Source organism: Martinezella lusitana (assembly GCF_900094565.1).
Classification (GTDB): Bacteria; Pseudomonadota; Alphaproteobacteria; order Rhizobiales; family Rhizobiaceae; genus Rhizobium; species Rhizobium lusitanum.
In genome coordinates this window covers 1-16,696 of record NZ_FMAF01000004.1, presented here as the reverse complement: position 1 = coordinate 16,696, position 16,696 = coordinate 1, and the positions used below count along the sequence as shown (strand labels likewise).

14 protein-coding genes and 3 pseudogenes are annotated in these 16,696 nt (G+C 57.1%); 5 read left to right on the top strand and 12 right to left on the bottom strand.

The window, feature by feature from the left end; all coding sequences use genetic code 11:
• Positions 1–113: 113 nt before the first annotated feature.
• Positions 114–1,265, bottom strand: coding sequence for an ROK family transcriptional regulator (locus tag GA0061101_RS09455; RefSeq protein WP_092573562.1), 1,152 nt, complete (start codon positions 1,263–1,265; stop codon positions 114–116).
• A gap of 212 nt (positions 1,266–1,477) precedes the next feature.
• A pseudogene (locus tag GA0061101_RS40045) lies at positions 1,478–1,606 on the bottom strand (pyrroline-5-carboxylate reductase); the annotation flags it as partial.
• Positions 1,607–1,608: 2 nt separating this feature from the next.
• Between GA0061101_RS40045 and GA0061101_RS38565 the strand changes: the two are divergent.
• Positions 1,609–1,857: a hypothetical protein gene (locus GA0061101_RS38565; protein WP_141694059.1), complete on the top strand. Its 249-nt coding sequence runs from the start codon at positions 1,609–1,611 to the stop codon at positions 1,855–1,857.
• The gene (locus GA0061101_RS09450) at positions 1,854–2,225 is read left to right on the top strand and encodes a hypothetical protein (protein ID WP_244655269.1); all 372 of its coding nucleotides are present in this window, start codon (positions 1,854–1,856) and stop codon (positions 2,223–2,225) included. The genes GA0061101_RS38565 and GA0061101_RS09450 overlap by 4 nt, the downstream gene beginning before the upstream one ends.
• Before the next feature lie 133 nt (positions 2,226–2,358).
• Here the strand turns inward: GA0061101_RS09450 and GA0061101_RS09445 are convergent, their stop codons facing one another.
• From GA0061101_RS09445 to GA0061101_RS09415, 7 genes are all read right to left on the bottom strand, one after another.
• A complete protein-coding gene (locus GA0061101_RS09445) occupies positions 2,359–2,859 on the bottom strand; it encodes a DUF995 domain-containing protein (RefSeq protein ID WP_047554901.1) in 501 nt (166 codons plus the stop codon).
• Positions 2,860–2,891: 32 nt separating this feature from the next.
• Entirely contained in the window at positions 2,892–3,830 is a 939-nt protein-coding gene (locus tag GA0061101_RS09440) for a glycoside hydrolase family 26 protein (protein WP_047554906.1), read from the bottom strand.
• A gap of 15 nt (positions 3,831–3,845) precedes the next feature.
• Positions 3,846–4,322, bottom strand: coding sequence for a DUF995 domain-containing protein (locus GA0061101_RS09435; protein WP_376774271.1), 477 nt, complete (start codon positions 4,320–4,322; stop codon positions 3,846–3,848).
• A 64-nt stretch (positions 4,323–4,386) separates the two neighbouring features.
• Complete coding sequence (locus tag GA0061101_RS09430; protein WP_092573561.1) at positions 4,387–5,799, bottom strand: UDP-glucose dehydrogenase family protein; 1,413 nt, start codon at positions 5,797–5,799, stop codon at positions 4,387–4,389.
• Between the two features lie 29 nt (positions 5,800–5,828).
• Positions 5,829–7,670, bottom strand: a complete 1,842-nt coding sequence (locus tag GA0061101_RS09425) for a glycosyltransferase family 2 protein (RefSeq protein WP_092573560.1) — start codon at positions 7,668–7,670, stop codon at positions 5,829–5,831.
• Positions 7,667–8,653 carry a UDP-glucose 4-epimerase GalE gene (gene galE, locus GA0061101_RS09420; protein ID WP_047638545.1) on the bottom strand — a complete coding sequence of 329 codons (987 nt, stop codon included), beginning with the start codon at positions 8,651–8,653 and terminating at the stop codon, positions 7,667–7,669. Before galE ends, GA0061101_RS09425 begins: the two co-directional genes overlap by 4 nt.
• Positions 8,653–9,666, bottom strand: coding sequence for a UDP-glucuronic acid decarboxylase family protein (locus GA0061101_RS09415; RefSeq protein ID WP_092573559.1), 1,014 nt, complete (start codon positions 9,664–9,666; stop codon positions 8,653–8,655). Before GA0061101_RS09415 ends, galE begins: the two co-directional genes overlap by 1 nt.
• A 337-nt stretch (positions 9,667–10,003) precedes the next feature.
• Between GA0061101_RS09415 and GA0061101_RS09410 the strand changes: the two are divergent.
• Positions 10,004–10,475 (top strand): annotated as a pseudogene (locus GA0061101_RS09410) (transposase); the annotation flags it as partial.
• 28 nt (positions 10,476–10,503) lie between these two features.
• Here GA0061101_RS09410 and GA0061101_RS09405 read toward each other — a convergent pair.
• Positions 10,504–10,800, bottom strand: coding sequence for a hypothetical protein (locus tag GA0061101_RS09405; RefSeq protein ID WP_092573558.1), 297 nt, complete (start codon positions 10,798–10,800; stop codon positions 10,504–10,506).
• Between the two features lie 443 nt (positions 10,801–11,243).
• On the opposite strand from GA0061101_RS09405, the gene GA0061101_RS09400 reads away from it, so the two are divergent.
• On the top strand, positions 11,244–12,254 hold the full coding sequence (locus tag GA0061101_RS09400) for a FecR family protein (RefSeq protein ID WP_092573557.1): 1,011 nt from the start codon (positions 11,244–11,246) through the stop codon (positions 12,252–12,254).
• 35 nt (positions 12,255–12,289) lie between these two features.
• Here the strand turns inward: GA0061101_RS09400 and GA0061101_RS09395 are convergent, their stop codons facing one another.
• Positions 12,290–14,461: a CHASE2 domain-containing protein gene (locus GA0061101_RS09395; RefSeq protein ID WP_174157170.1), complete on the bottom strand. Its 2,172-nt coding sequence runs from the start codon at positions 14,459–14,461 to the stop codon at positions 12,290–12,292.
• Between the two features lie 608 nt (positions 14,462–15,069).
• Between GA0061101_RS09395 and GA0061101_RS40040 the strand changes: the two are divergent.
• Positions 15,070–15,261, top strand: a pseudogene (locus GA0061101_RS40040) (VIT1/CCC1 transporter family protein); the annotation flags it as partial.
• Positions 15,262–15,432: 171 nt separating this feature from the next.
• On the opposite strand, the gene GA0061101_RS09380 reads toward GA0061101_RS40040, so the two are convergent.
• The gene (locus GA0061101_RS09380; RefSeq protein ID WP_092573555.1) at positions 15,433–16,647 is read right to left on the bottom strand and encodes an IS701 family transposase; all 1,215 of its coding nucleotides are present in this window, start codon (positions 16,645–16,647) and stop codon (positions 15,433–15,435) included.
• Positions 16,648–16,696: the final 49 nt, after the last annotated feature.

Here is a 16,696-nt window from a genome sequence, read left to right as displayed (position 1 = left end):
TTGTTGCCTTTGTCGCCTATTCTTTAAATTAGAAAAATTAAATACTCATCATTTCTTGCGCTGCTACAACTGGCGATTTCCGGCGTGGATACCTGGAAGACGATGCTTGCCTATCACAAGACGGTCTCGAATAGAGGGATCAAGGCCGCTCCGATTGCGCCAGGGGCATCAATTACCTCCGCCACGGCAAGCTTGGGGACGTCGCGTAAGGCGCCATGCCGAGGTAGATTATTAATTTCAGTCCGTTCGATAAGCATTCTTGCCAGTGAATGCGGGAGTTCACCGCCAAGGACGATCAAGGCGGGGTCAAATACCGCGCAGAGCGCGTTGACGGTGCGATTATGCGCCGGTGCGACGCGGTCTACCCACTCCGCAACACCCTGCCATTGCGCCAAATCTTCGCTTTTCAAGTCCTTCAGCGTCAAGTCCGGGCGGCCGTTGGCGTGAAGATGCCGAAGCAAAAGGCTAGGAGCAGGACGCTCCTCGTAATCCTGCTGCCCAAAGAGAACGGAAAATTCGCCCGCGTTTCCGAAACTGCCGCGAAATGGCATGCCTCCGGAAACCAGGCCGCCGCCGTAGCCATGAAGATGGGCAATATAAGCGAAATCCGCAACCTCGCGGCCGACACCGAAGATTGCCTCCGCTAAAGCTGCTGTTCTGGCGACATTGTCCGCCCAGATCGGCAAGCCGAGTTTTGCTCCAAGCAAAGGAGCCAGGTCGATCAGTGACCAATGGGCGAGCGGCAGGGGGCAATTAAACGCCGACTCCAGCATACGGTGACCGGCGACGGCAAGACCAACGCCGAGGACATCCCGCCGATTGGCGCTTCGGCGGGCGAGAATGTCTTTGACCGCCGCGCCAATTCGGTCCATCTCCTCGGACAGCGAGGATCCAGCCTGTGGAATTTCCGTGTTCTCCAAAGGCTCTCCGAATCCCATGAGGCAGAGGCCGATCGAACCGACATTTATGGAGATGCCGAGCGTCAAACACCAATCCTTTTGCAGGCTTAGCTCCGGACTGGGTGGTCCAGGGCGTCGGTTCTCTGACGGGGAAAAAGCAATCATTCCTCGGTCGTGAAGCCGCGCGACAATCCTATGCAGAGATTGCTGGGTAAGGTCGAGCGGTTCGGTCAGGTCAGAACGCTCAATCCCGGGAGATTTCCAGATCAGCCGCAACAGGTCGCGTTCGTTGCGAGAAGCAACCCGTCTAGGTTGTAAATCCCGCAAAAAATGTGCCGCAACGTGGTCTAACGGATCATACTTCATTTTCAGATCATTTTGATTTACACGGCAAGCGTGAAATCCGCCTGGAGGTGTCTTGCTTCTATCAAACTGACGAATTCAATCGCTAATTTGATGGTCCTGCTTACCTCATCAAGAACGGCCGATCCAGCCGCGATGACGGCATTTTACGGATGGCAGAGGGGATGCTGTCCGAGTGTTGGGAACTCGATATCGGCGTTGCGGCGATCTCTGGCTTTCGTCTCGAGATCCGACAGAACCTGCTCATTCAGGCCGCCCCTTGTGGCGAACTCTCGGCTGAGCATGCTGAACGTTTCCGCGTTTGGCCGGTTCGCCCGCTGTGCAAGACTTTCGAGAAGCGGAGAAAATGAGGAGATTTATCGAAAAACTTGCTGTAAGGACCAGTGGGGCGGTGGCATCGGGTCGGCGATTTCCCCGCCGGCGGGCCGATGAAGGCGCGCTGGTGGTGGTCACCGATGCCAAAGCTGTCACTGCAGTGGAAGTCGCGGCAACTGTCGAGGCAGGCGGCTGCGATTGCTTCCAGCTTGAGGCTTACACAAGAAATCAGGCGAATTCATTAATTTGTTCAGGGTATTTATGGCGTTCGCATCAATGATTTTTGTCAGGATTGGTGAAGAAAAGCGATTAACCGAGGGGGAGCTTATGAATTCCAATCGAAATTTCTGTAATGCACGCCGCAATCGTCATTGGATTAAACGTTCCATATCAGCAATTTTTCTGATTGCCTTCCCGTTAGCTCTGTCTGCCAATGCGAACGCGTCTGAACTTGCGCATGCAAAGCAGAAGACCATTCAACTGTATATGAAGAAATACGAAAAGAATAATGTCGTCTTCTATAGTGGAAGTTCACTGGCAAAGACGACCAAAATTTCTTCCGAGGAATACTTTAAGGGTGCGCCGTATGTTTGCACGCCTAGCGGCTTCGGCAGAACATCGCATTGTCACAATCGCAGTGCTTTTTGAGGTAAGCCCAGCGCTCCCTCAGACTGCTCTCGAAAGAGAATAGGGGTTGCTTCTCGGATGGTACTCGGACAGAACTGATAGCGAGCAGGCTGTCCATCCATCCTAGCGATGGCCCCTATTTGAGTATTCAACTTCAACCGGGCAGATGTTTGCGGACATTATCGCCCCGTCGCAGTTTCAGAACCTCGTCATCATGCTTGATTGGATTATGACGGAACACATACCATTTTCCGCCTGACGCTCGTTTCTGATAGATTATCCCGGCTTTCTCACGATGCAGAAAGCAGGAAACATTGCGTGCAGCAGTTTTTCCGCTGTACCATAAGGCACTCATGCAGAGCTTGCCGCGATCGGTCACATACCAGGTGCCTTTTGCATAGGATTTTTGGGAACCCTTGTGCGACCAGGCGGTAAAATGGTTGTGGTTACGGGAGAAGAACCCTGCACCATCCTTCCAGATCCAGGAGCGCCCCGAATAGAGTCTTTTTAGAGCGGCGGCGCTCATCGGATCTGCTTGACTGGCCGCGCGTGCGGTCAGTCTATCGATTTGATGTTGTGTTGCGGCGTTTGCCGGGCCGGTCAGCAACAACATCGAGATCGCGGCGTTTAAGATGACGAAACGGAACGAAAACATTTTGTTTCTCCTTCAACTGTTCGCCGCGGCAGTCAGTTCAACAGAGGGCTGGCAACGCGCCAGTCCGGCCGACCCAGGCCATCCGGCCAGGGATAGACTTCACGGTCGTTGAAATAGACGACTGCTGTCAGGTCGGGAAATTCGGCGTGCGGTTTGGCGGCTTCCTCAGCCCATGCGTGAACATAGGCCTCATTTCCCTGATAACCCAACTCGGCAATAACGATCGGCTTCTTGAAGGCCTTGACGCGGTTGTAGCCGGGCTTGGTTGCTTCCACGAACGTCGAATCCCGTCCGAGCTTGCGTTGATCGAACGGCTGGTAGCCGAACACCGAAAGCCCGATGACATCAACATATTGATTGCCGGGATAGTAGGCTTCGAGCCCCTCTTTTCCCATTGGCGACCACATGTACTTGGCCGACGGAAGATATTGGCGGCATACGGTGATGGCGTGCCGATATGCTTTTATATAGCCGTCCGGCTTCCAGTAGGCCCAGGTGAATTGCCCGTTCTTTTCATCCATTTCCTGCGCCCAGCGGATGGTGACGGGCCTGTCGAGCTTGGCTGCCGTGGAGCATATCGCTGCCATGTTGGCATCGTAGCGACCCGCCAGAATTCCGTTGAGAAGATCGTCCGGTGCCACGCGCCAGTCGCGGGCCCAGGACCAGGGCTCAACCGTAATCAGCAATGAACGGCCGCGCTTGCGTGCATAGTCATTTGCCGTGCTCAGGGTTGAGAGATCGACATCCTCCCAAGGGAGGAAGAGATGCTCGATCTTGGGGTCGGGGTCATTGGTAAAGTCCCCATTTGGATCATAGGCACCGGAAGCAAGCGATTGCGGTGTGATGATCGGCCTCTTGTCGTGGAACAGGCTCTCGGCCCGTGCGTCAAGAACATCGCCGGCCGCGTAGACCACGCCGCAGAGCGCGACGGTGCCAAGCATAGCTGCCGTTAGTTTGGTTAGGGTTCTCATTGGATTGACTCCTCCTTATTCGGTCTTGTGCGCGTCTAAGGTGGCTTTCACCACCTCTAGTCGCTGCGAGACCAGATCGTCGGCGATTAATTTCGCCGCCTCATCGGTTTGTTTGGCTACAGCATGGCGAAACACGTACCAGGCCCCGCCTGCCTCACGCTTCTGGTAGATAGTCCCATCCTGAATTCGATGAATGAAGCAGGTTTTGGCTGGAAACTTGCCGTTTGTCGCATGCCAGGCCGCCTCGAAGCACAAGAGGCCTGTATCCGTCACGATCCACCGACCTTCAGCCCAGGATTGGCCTCCTGTTCCGTCGACCCAGGCGGAAAACCGGCGATCGGTATTCTGCATTCGCCCGGCGCCATCGGGCCACTGCCAGGTTTTGTCACGATAGAGCGTGTAGAGTTCGAACGCCGTCATGAGCCTTGTACCTTCAGGCAGTTTTGTGCCTGCAACGGCGGCGGTAGCATTGCTCCACCCTGCAATTCCCATGGCGATAGCGAATGCCGTCGCTGTTACACGGGCAAAGGTGGTCTTGTTGTTTGATGGCTTCATCTTATTTCCCCCGCATTGCAATTGAGACGAGCTCTACCGTTTCTGTTTTGACTGCCTGCCGTCTGTCTCGTCGCTTGACGATTTCCTGTAGGCTGCCGTCGGTGCTGGCAGGCCGGCCCACGGCCGAAATGTGAAATCCGAGTTCTTCGGCGGCGTCCGCGTCCAAGGCGTTTCTCAGGTCTATGAGGACCGGCTGGCGCAGGTGATGTTTGAGCTGAACCAGGTCGATTTTCTTGATGGTCTCCCACTCCGTCACGATGACGGCGGCATCGGCATTCCATGCGCATTCATAGGGATCTTCAAAGAAGTCGACTCCGTCGAGAACCTTTGCAGCATTCTCGATGCCGACGGGATCGTAGGCCCGGATGCGGCCTCCCATACGCTGCAGCGCTTCGATGAGCGGCACCGAAGGTGCATCACGCATGTCGTCGGTGTCGGGTTTGAAGGTGAGGCCAAGGACAGCGATGGTCAGACCGTCTATGTCTCCGCCAAATGCCTCTGCTACCTTTAGCGCCATGCGCCGCTTGCGTGCGTCATTGGCAGCAACGGTTTCCTCTACGATACCAAGTGTTACCCCGTAATCCTCCGCCGTCCGCAGAAGCGCCAGGGTATCCTTCGGAAAGCAGGAGCCACCATAGCCGGGCCCGGCTGTGAGGAAGCTCGCGCCAATGCGTTTGTCGAGCCCCATGCCGAGCGCCAGGTCGCTCACATTGCTGCCCACCTGTTCGCACAGATCGGCCAGCTCGTTGATGAAAGTGATCTTGGTGGCCAGAAATGCGTTCGCGGCATATTTGATCAGTTCGGCAGTGCGCCGCATGGTGATGATAACGGGCGTATTCTGTAGCGTGACCATGCTCTCATACAGTTCGATGAGGCGCTTGCCTGCCCGCTCGTCTTCGACACCAATGACGACGCGATCCGGTGCGAGGAAATCACTGACGGCGACGCCTTCGCGCAGGAATTCCGGATTGGAGGCAATGGAGAAGGTGTCGGCCTTGCGGACCGAGCCGATGATCCTCTGCACCACATCCCCGGTTCCGACAGGCACCGTCGATTTCACCACCACAACCGTGTCGTCGGCAATGAGCGACGCGAGCTCGCGCGCTGCCATATAGACGAAGGAAAGATCGGCATCCTCGTGACCGGCGCGTGTCGGCGTGCCGACGGCTATGAAGACGATGGCGGCTCCTTTGACTGCTTCGGCCAGGTCGCAGGTGAAGTCCAGCCGTCCCGCGGCGTAGTTTCGTTTGACCAGGTCGTCGAGGCCGGGCTCATAGATCGGCATCCTGCCTTGTCGGAGGCCGGCAATCTTTTGAGCGTTCTTGTCCATGCAGACGACATTGTTGCCCCATTCGGCAAAGCATGTGCCGCTGACCAAGCCTACATATCCAGTTCCAATAACAGCTATTTTCATCTGAGTTCGCGCCAATGGCGTCCTTCTTGTCATGAACCGTTGTTGTCGGTGTCGCTCAGCCGCCAGCGCGGATTGAACGTCAGCCTGTGCAATCCGCGTCCGCCGATTCCGGCGCCCGCTACTGAGAAGCGATCTTCGAACAGCATGTAGCCGTCCGTATTCCAGGCCAGCGACCGGATGCCGTCATGGCCATGTTCGATGGTGCCCACACATGGCAAGGCGATCAGGGCAAGCAGACTGCTGGCGAGCACCGGACGATAGAAACGCCTGCTCACGCACACGGTGTTTTCGCGCGTGTGCTGTAGGATGATGACGAGCAGGAGCAGCGTGTAGATGGCGGCATTCAGCGTGGCGAAGATGTAAAAGCCGCCGGTTTCTTCCGCTGTAGCGACGGATAGTACCGGGAGGATGGAAATCAGCGACAGCAGACCGTAAGCCGCCAGGATTCGCAGAGGCAGCGGATCAACTTCGGACGTGCCCTTCGGCGTGACGCGAAAATCCACGAAAGATCCCGTTGCCCAGTCGCGAACGGCTGCCAGGCCTCCGGCGAGCGCCCACGGCCAGCGGGCGAACAGAAATAGCGTCATTTCCCAGCTGAGGATCTTGGCGTCCACCGGCCTGAACGTGCCGGTGCTGCGCCAGCGATAGGCGAACAGGATCAGCAGGACCGACTGCGGTACGAAGTGCAGCAGAAAACCGGGGTAGGAGACGTCAACGAAACTCCTTCCGCGGAAAAGCGCAATCACGGGCAGGATAAACATCAGCCCCATGAACAGCGAAAAAAGAGAATACCAGAGCTGGGAAAACAGGAACTGGGCCTTGAGGCGCAGCGGCAGTCGTCCGATCAGCTTCGGCGAATATTGCAGCAAGATCATCATCAGGCTGCGCGACCATTGGAACTCTTGCGTAATGAGATCGGCGAAGGTGCGCGGACCGTCGCCATGGGCCACGGCATCGAGCGCATGAACGCCGCGCCAGCCGTGGGCATTCATCATCAGCGTGGTCGAATGATCCTCGGCCAGTTCAGGGCCAAGGCCGCCGATGTTCTGCAGGGCGACGGTGCGAATGGCATAGTGCGAGCCGATGCAAAGCGGCGAGAGCCCGCCATTGAAACCAGCCTGGAGCGATCCATGCATACTGGCTTCCGCGTAGAGGCGCCCACGCGCCGACCAGCTTTCACGTGCGTTGTAATCGCAAATGCTGGGCGCGGACACATAACCGACCGCCGGATCGGCGAACGGGCGCAGCATCTGGAAAAGATACCCTTGTTCGGGCACATGATCGGCATCGAGCTGGACGACGAAGTCATAGCCTTCATAACCGTAATGATCGTAGAAGAAGGCGAGGTTGCCTTCCTTGCATCGGGTGCGCCGCGGCCATGTCTGACGGTGATAGTCTTCACGCCCCTTGCGGGTGGAAACATGAACGCCATGCCTATGGCACCAATCGAGCGTCGCGGGCGAAGGATCTTCGTCGGCAAGCCAGGTGTCGTGCGGCACCTCTTGCTCCAGCATGGCGCGCAAAGTCCGCGCCACCACGGCAAAAGGCTCCGATGGTGCCTTCGTCACCACCATGGCGACGCGGCTGCCGGCGGGCAGGCGCAAGCGCCCGTGTGGCTTCCGGGCACGATAGAATACCACGATAAAATAGGCGGGAATGATTGTGACCCAAGCCAACACCAGGGTCACCAGAATGGAGCCGGAGAGGTCCACATAATGTGCTGGTTCGAACCACCAACGCCAGAAATAGACGAGCGCAGCAGCCCATAATGCGGCGCCGACCAAATATTCGGCGCGTCGATAGCCTTGCAGGACCGGCGTCATCAAGGGTTCGTCCTGCGGGGCTTGAACCTGTGTCTTGTAAGGGTTCATTGCCGCACCTCCAGTCCGAAGAAGGGGGCAGCAGTTCGAATGATCGTCTCTATATCCGAATAGAGAGCCCGGAAGCCGAGCTTCTCGGCGGCAAGGTCCGAAGCTGCATAAAGTGCGGGTGGATCGCCTGCCCGACGGGCACGCATTGCGACAGGGACCGGGTACCCGCAAACGCGTCCGATCGCATTCACAATTTCCTTGATGGAGGTTCCGTGTCCGGTGCCCAGATTAACGGCAAGGTCGGCGCCGCCGGCCAGCAGATATTCAACCGCCAGCACATGGGCCCGCGCAAGATCGACGACATGAATGTAATCGCGGATGCATGTGCCATCTGGCGTGTTATAGTCATCACCGTAAACTTCAAGAACGTCGATGGAGCCGGATGCCGCCAGCAGTGCGCGGGGGATGAGATGTGTCTCCGGATCATGCCATTCACCGAGTTCCCGTTCCGGATCCGCTCCGGAAGCATTGAAGTAGCGCAGCGCCACATAGTGCAGCCCATAAGCCGCCGAATAATCGGCGAGCATGTGCTCCGCGATCAGCTTCGTCCGGCCATAGGGATTTATCGGGCGTCTGGTCTCGCATTCGCGGATCGGCAGATGATCAGGAGTGCCGTAGACCGCGCAGCTCGACGAAAAGATCAGTTTGTCCGCACCCGCGCGCCGGCAGGCCTCCAGCAATGAATGCGTGCCGTTCACGTTGTTAGCGTAGTATTTTGCCGGGTTTTCGACAGACTCGCCGACATAAGCCGAAGCAGCGAAATGTATGACCGCTACAGGGCGATAGGTCTCGATCGTCTCGGCAAGAGACTGCGTGTCGAGAATATCCCCCTCGATGAAAGGCCCCCAGCGCACCGACGACAGATGGCCCGTCGAAAGATTGTCATAGACAATCGGCTCGAAGCCTTGCTTGTACAGGAGCTTGGCGGTGTGGCTGCCGATGAAGCCGGCGCCACCCACAACGAGTACTCTGCGTCTGGACATCACGCAACCTCGACAAGCTCGCCGCTGGGCCGAACCAGTTGACGTTCGAAATAGGAAACGGTGGACTTCAGGCCATCTGTCAACGCAACCGACGGCTCCCAGCCCAATTCCCGTTTCGCAACCGTGATATCGGGGCGACGCTGGCGGGGATCGTCGATCGGCAGTGTCTTGTAGACAATTTTCGACGAGGATCCCGTCATCGTGACAATCTGTTCGGCAAGCTCGCGCACGGTAAATTCGACCGGATTGCCAAGATTGACCGGGGTATGAATAGCCGACTGGTCACCCATCAACCGGACGAAGCCCTTGATCAGATCATCGACGTAGCAGAAGGAGCGTGTCTGCGAGCCGTCGCCATAGACGGTAATATCCTGCCCCTTGAGGGCTTGGACGATGAAATTGGAGACAACGCGGCCGTCGTCAGGGCGCATGCGCGGCCCATAGGTATTGAAGATGCGCGCAATCCGGATATCGACGCCATACCTTACGTGAAAGTCGCGGAAAAGCGTCTCTGCAGAACGCTTGCCTTCGTCATAGCAGGAGCGTGGACCGAAGGAATTGACGTTACCCCAGTAACTCTCCGGTTGCGGGTGCACCTGCGGATCTCCATAGACTTCCGAAGTGGAAGCCTGGAATATCCGCGCTTGATGACGCGCGGCGAGCTCCAGAAGATTCAGCGATCCGAAAACGCATGTTTTCATCGTATGGATTGGGTCTGCCTGATAGTGCGGCGGCGAGGCCGGGCAGGCTAGATTGTAGATCTCGTCCACCGGCACATCGAACGACGAGATGATGTCGTGGCGGATGAAACTAAACGTGTCGAAGCGCAGCAGATGCCATAAATTTTCCATCCGTCCGGTCGAGAAATTATCTACACAAATGACTTTGTGACCGGCATGTAATAGGTGGTCGCAAAGGTGCGAACCAAGAAACCCTGCGCCTCCTGCAACAAGAATTGTGCGTCTTTCTGTATTTTCCAGAGACAAAGTCGTAGATTTGAACGCGATGTTCATCAAACCCTCCCAACAAACTTAACTAACGACCAAAGATCACAGGAAAAAAGACTTGATAGTCTTCACCTATATGTATCCGTGGCGGGAAATTATTGTCTCAATTTCCGATTATAATTTACTAATATTTAAGGAATGTGTCGTTATCCGGGAATTCTAAAAGTTTGCAATCTGTCCATTTATTCGTCTGGATCTGATTTAATTTAGATAGCCGATTGAACCGCATCAGTGCAATTTTATTGCAATTTTCGATGGTTAAAATGATAGAGCATATTGAATTTATTATATAATTAAGAATAATTCGAATTTTTTACTATGAAATAGATCAATATTATTCCGTGACGTTTCTCAAGTTGAGCCACTACTCGATCAGATTGGCAATCCGATCGGACAATTTACTGTTCGACGGTGCCTATGACGGAAAACCGGCATACGACGCAGTTATCGATGATAGCGGGGCGGCGGCCATCGTCATTCCGCCTCGCGCCAACGTGGTCAACCAATCGACGACGGACGTGTCGGACAAAGGGACCGGCATATCCCGGCATATCGCTGCTATCAGCAGAGGCGGCCAGATGAAATGGCAGGGTTCCCGCGGCTACGGAAAGCGTTGGCTGCCCGAGACGGCGATAGGGCGATACAAGTCCGTCATCGGTTGCCGTCTGCGGGCACGGTCGCTGACTGGTGAGCAGACCGAAATCGCCATCGGCTGCGCCGCCCTCAACCGAATGCTTGACTGCGCGCGCCCGAAATCCGTCCGTCGTAGGGTCGATTGCATAATCAGCCGTTTCAAAGGTCGCCATTCCCCTTAAGGCCCGATCCGTGCACCAGCGGCCGAGACTAGGCAAATACCGCGACGAGAACGGACAGCCAGATCAAGACGACTCCCAGCGCCAACGCTCGCCTGGCGGCTACGACCTTCTCCTCGCCCTCTTCGGCAACAGGGGTCGTGACAATCCAAGGCACCGAGCCAAGCGCTGCAAATCCGATGAGCGCCAAAATCACGACGACATAGTCGAAGCTGCGCCAGTGCCCGGGCTCATACACACCCCAGTAGCCAAGGAACGCCATCCCTACCGCGAACATGGTGGCGGAGGCGGAGCAAAGTCCCGTAACAGAACCTGACGGCGCGCGCATCTCGTATCCTTTCCGTGCCGGTCAATCCATGAGACGATTTCCATGACGGCGCAAATCGCTTTCGCAAATCGGTCCCTCATGAACTCTCGCTTGATACATCTGCTTCAACGAAGAAAGGCCTATAGGGCGCTGGGAGCATATGGATCATTGAAGAAAGTGTCATCAGTGGTACATCGGAATTTTGATGCCCTGTTCTGACAAAACGCTAAGTACAGGTCTCCTCAGGCGGGCGTTGCTGAAGAATTTTGGCATGTCACGCCATCGGATAGGGTGTGTAGACCGTTCGTCGAGAAGATTCAGTGAGAATACCAGCGGTGAAATACACGCGATTTTTGGCCAAAGCCGATCTGGCAATAACTCAGTCTACGCCCTTTATACTCAGAAAGGATGATGAGCATTCCAGAATTGCCTATGCTAAAACATAGATAAGCCTGGAGGGTGGGATGTTGTATCTGCGCCACGCCGCGACCGTTGTGCTGAGCGTCATGCTGCTCGCACCGTTGTCTTCGAAAGCCGCCGAGAAGGTCGGCCAGGCTGTGCTGATTAATACCGAAGTTACGGGCGCAGGCGGTCCGCTGGCGGTCGACGACCCCGTCCACCGGGACGAGCAAATTCGTACCTCCCTTTCGGGCCTTGGACAGTTCACATTTCGAGACGGCACGAGACTGGCTGTCGGAGCGGGTTCGTCGGTTATCATCGACAAATTCGTTTTCGATGACTCGGGCTCAGTCAAAAAGCTTACGATAAATGCCGCAAAGGGCACTTTCCGCTGGATGAGCGGACATTCAAACTCTTCAGCCTATCAAATCGTGACGCCCGCCGGAACGATCGGGGTGCGCGGGACGGTATTTGATTTTTATGTCGGGGCTAACGGCACGACGGCGGTCGTTCTTCTGAATGGCGCCGCGCAGTTTTGCGGCGCGGGTGGCTGCAGGCAGTTGAAGCAGCAATGCGACTGCGTTGTCGCTAAACGCAATGGTCAGATAAGCGATCCCCGCCGGGTCAACCGCGACATTCTCAAGACGCTCGGCAACCAGCGAGCTTTGCCGTTTCTGTCCGGGGATCAACAACTTTCGGGACGAATGGGTTTTGGCGGCAACTGCGGTCTGTCGACGGCGATGAAAGATCGGCCCAACGGCGTATCTCCACGCAGCGTTCCGGCAAACAATCCTGCTCCGGCACAGCCCGATACACCCAGCGTATCCCACACGCCGGAATCGCCAGGCACCGAGGCGCCTGCTGCTCCGCAGGAAACTCCCAGCACGCCGAATGTTCCAAATCCGCCAAGCACGCCCGACAAACCGCAAAAGCACGACGATGACGGCGATCATCATCACGATCATCATCATGGCAGAGGCGACCACGGATGGGGTGATCACAATCCGGGCGACCGAGACAGCGATGGCCATGACGGCGATCATGGCGATCACGACGGCGGGCACCACCGTCGGTAGCACAGGCGGAATTGCGGACGACGGCTGCAAATCAGCTAAATATCGGCCGCCTTGTCTGCGGGCTCGTCGACGAAGTGTCCGGCACGGCGCGAAATCTGGCCGTAAAACTCCTGCAACAGTCCTGTCGTCACGACCTGCGCCTTGAGTTTTGCGGCGCCGACAAGTTTGCGGCTGCTCGTCGACCGTGTTCGCAGGGCAGCGACAAGTCGCCTGTGCATGGCCTCAAGTTCGACGAAATCAGCAGATTTTGCCAGGCGCGCATCACCGACCACCGCAAAAAGTTTGGTTCGCATACTCTTACCCTTCAGCATCAACGCTCCCGCCTCGAGCAGGGCGCAATCGGGCAGCAGGCGTGCTGTCGGTTCGGATACCAGAATGTCGAAATTGATGTCCTTGCAGGTAGATTCGATACGCGCGGCAATATTCACGGCATCGCCGACCGCGGTGTAGTTGAAGCGTGTCTCGGCGCCCATATTGCCGACGCATGCAAGCCCCGTATGTATGCCGATCCCTATTCCGACCTGCCGCGCGTCTCCGAAACCGAATGCATCGCTGTTGTTGAGGCGGGCGAGCGTTTCCCGCATGCCCAGGGCTGCACGTACGGCCTTGCCGGCATGGTCGGAGACATCGACGGGAGCGTTCCAGAAGGCCATGATCGAGTCTCCGATGAATTTGTCGAGCGTGCCTTCGTTGACGATGACATGGTGGCTCAGCGCATCGAGCAGCGTGTTCAGAAACGCGACGACGGCGCTCGGTGTCATCTCCTCGCTGATCTGGGTGAAGTTTCGCACATCGACGAACATGACGGTCAGCTCGCGCTCGTCTCCTCCAAGGCGCAGGGCATTGCGCGTATGCTCGATGCGATGGAGCAGCGATGGTGAGAGATAGTGGCCGAAAGCTCGCCGCACGTCGCGCCGTTCCCGATCGATCACGAGAAAGCGGAATCCCGTCGCAGCGAAATGCGTGATCGATCCGGCGACGATCGGTGCCAGCGGGTCGAAGAGAAGCCCCCCATAAAGGAAGGCAAGCCAGGAGGCCACAAGGGCAAAAGAGGTAATCAGCAGGCCGCACGCAAGTGCGACGGCCGGATTGACGAAGGTGGTGAGGATCACCAGAAGGCCGCCCAACACGGCGATGGACAGGATTTCCATCCCGTCTGCCCAATCCGGCCGGGAAAGGAAGCGGCCTGAAAGGATCTGCTCGACGATCTGCGCATGGATGGAGACACCCGGCACGTTTTCACCAAGGGCCGTCGTGCGGACATCCTGGAGCCCGGAAGCAGAGGTTCCGACGAAAACGATACTGCCTTCGATAGCGGTTCTGATATCGGCGGAGGCGTCTCCGGTCGCGAGTACCTTGCTTGCCGAAATATACCGTTTTGTGGTGTCGGGGCTGACATAGAGCCACAGCTCTCCCGCCGCCGTTACCGGCACCACGAAATCCCCGATCTTGACCCGGGTCAATGTATTCGGCCTGTCCGGCGCGGCGTCGAGTACGTAGGTGGAGGCTCCCTGTGCGACACGGAGCGCTTCGAGCGCTAGATTGGGGTAGAGCTGCTTGCCGTCGCTGAGGAAAAGCGGAACTGCGCGCACCACTGCTGATGATGCACCCGGATTGAGGCTGATATGACCGAGGCCGGCGGCATTGGCTTCCAATTGCGGCTGCAGCGGCGTCGCGGCCTTGATTGCGGGCGGCGCACCGAATGGACTTTCGCCGGTATAGGCAAAGCCTGCCTTCACCGATGGCAGATAGTTTCCCTGGTTGGAGAGGCCGAAACCCAGCACCATCGGCCTTCCCGACAGCGATCGGGAAAAAATCTCATCATTATCCGGTAGCTTGCCCAGCAGTGAGGGATCAATGCCGGTGACATCGCGAACGACATTGCGAGGCGACAGGCGGTCGGGCTCGGCGAAGAGGATATCGAAAGCGATAGCCGACGCGCCCATATCGGAAAGCCTGTCCACAAGGGCGGCAATCCGGTTTCTCGGCCAAGGCCATTGACCGAACTCGCGCAGTGACGCTTCGTCTATGTCGATGACCCGGACAGGCTGGTTCTCAAAAGTTCGGGGCACCAGGCGCTGATACTGGTCAAATGTCAAATCGCGGGCGAGCCTTAGCAACGGAGGATCGCTTGCCCGCAGGATCGTCAATGCTGTGACGAAGGCCAGGCCGATAACGACGCCAATTTGCTGCGCACGCGTCACCATTATGGTGTCAGCCCCTTTGCCCTGCACCCCCCGGCATAAGTAGCGATTAGAAGAAATACGAAAATCTATTGATCTGCTGCTGCGCCAAGGAAGAATATGCTGCCTTGTTCCAGGGAACGATGCAATGATCAAAGTATCGAAGGGCATCGTAAAGTTATCAGGTCGGCGATTGATCTGCGCGAATCTTTTAGCATGACACAAGCCGCGGGTGATCCACTTTATCGCTACCATCGGTTTCCGACTGATCGCACCAGACTATGTGTCTCTGAGCGGAGAAATCCCCGCCGGCACTTTGCCGGAGAAATCCGCATGCGATCCGCCGGTCGGTTTGGCGACAAGTGGCACATTGATAGGGCCATCATCTGCCCCGGATGGGAAGAGAGTGCAGCTCGTCTCATCGATGTTCTGCTCGCCGAACTATCCCGCAGGACGGCCGAGGACAGCTCAGCTGTCGGAACGGTCCCGTTGGTCGAAAAAGCTTGTTGCCGTGTGCCGGCCAATGCGTTTCAGTAGGACGGGGGTAACGTGACGCAAGGCCGTAACGGCGGTGCGGTAGTAAACGCCGGTGAGCTGCGGCGGCAGCCGCGTAAAGGACGTCGAATGGATAGCTTGCCCCGAAGGATATACTCGTTCCCGCCGTGTTCGGTGTGTCGCTTGTCGTTCTCGCGCTGTTGGGCGCCATTGGCGCTGGGGCTGGAGGCGCCCAGATAGTAAAACCCACAGTCCGCGTCGCTTTCTGGGGTGCTATCGCGATGGCCGTTACCGCGGGTGTCGGTGCGCTGATAGGCAACTCCGTGTAACGCCGCTATTGAACTAGCATTACAGTTGCATTTTCGCTTTCAAATGCGCTCGTCGAGCGGCAGCCTGATGGGCGCGCCTCCAGCATGACCACGCGATGACGTAGGCGGGCTTTATGCGACGCTGGGCAAGCCTTGTGGCGATGCGCCGGACTTCCTGGATAGACCAGCGGATTAAATCCTGATGGTCGGCATCCGCGGTCTTTTTTGGGGCGTCACGTCATTGGCGCGATACCGGATCACCGCCATCATGGCGAAGGCGAGCATGACCAGGGAGACGTGGCGATGCCAGCCATGCCATGACCGGGTTTCGTTGTGATCGAGTCCGAGCTCGTTCTTGGCGGTCTCGAAGCTATCTTCGATGGCCCAGCGATGGCCTTCAACGGAAACGAGCGTCTGGATGCCCGTTCCGGCCGGGCACCATGTGGTGAAGAATGCGAGATCGCCGTCGCTGATATTGCGCCGGATCAGGAGGCCACGGGTCCAAAGGCCCGTTTCCGTCTCGTTATATTCGTCGGCATGGAGATCGGCGAGTTCGCAGTAGGCCCAGTCATGAAGCCGCGCGCCTTTGGTGCCATCACCGGCGGAAAGACGCTGCCATGCTTTTGGATCGAGGTCACGGGCGATCTCCTGAGCTGTGCCGGCGACCGGAGGCTTGCCCGACCAGGAGCCGAAATGGTGGTCCGATTTAACCCCAAGAACGTAGCCTTTGCAGGCTCTGCGCAGGGTCCCTTCAACGTCCCCGACGCCATAGACCGCATCTGCAGCCACCCATGAAAACGGCACATCGGCTGAAAGCGCACGCCGTATCATATCGACAGCCAGGCCTGGCTTGGTAGCGAAGGCTATAGCCTCAGGAACATGGGTGGCTGCAAGCCTTGCCGGATCACCGGTCCAGCTCTTGGGCAAGTACAGGGCTCGATCGATAAAGGCATGACCGCGAACGGACACATAGGCGGCGAACACACCGATCTGGCAGTTCGTTATCTTGCCTGCCGAACCTGTATATTGACGCGAAACACCGCACGATGTCTTGCCCTGCTTGAGGAAGCCCGTCTCATCGATGACCAGGACCGCATCATCGGCGGCGAGGTTTTCCACAACATACTCTCGCACGATGTCGCGAAGTCCATCCGCGTCCCAGCGTCCGCGACCCAAAATGGCTTGCTGCCGCCACGGACCGGGATCACCGGCCGCCTCAGCGCGCATCCAACCTGTCTTTCGCCGCTCGTCACCCAGCAAGCCGTCCAGGAAAAGGTTCGCAGATGCTGCAACTCGCTCCTGCGTAAACAGTCGCCGCATACGAGCCTTCACGTCACGCAGCGACGATGCCCAAAGTTCCAGCGTCGTCTCGATTGATGCACCCATCATCCATGACCTCCGAATCATGGAGACCCATAGATTCAGAGTTTATAGAAATATGCAACTGTAATGCTAG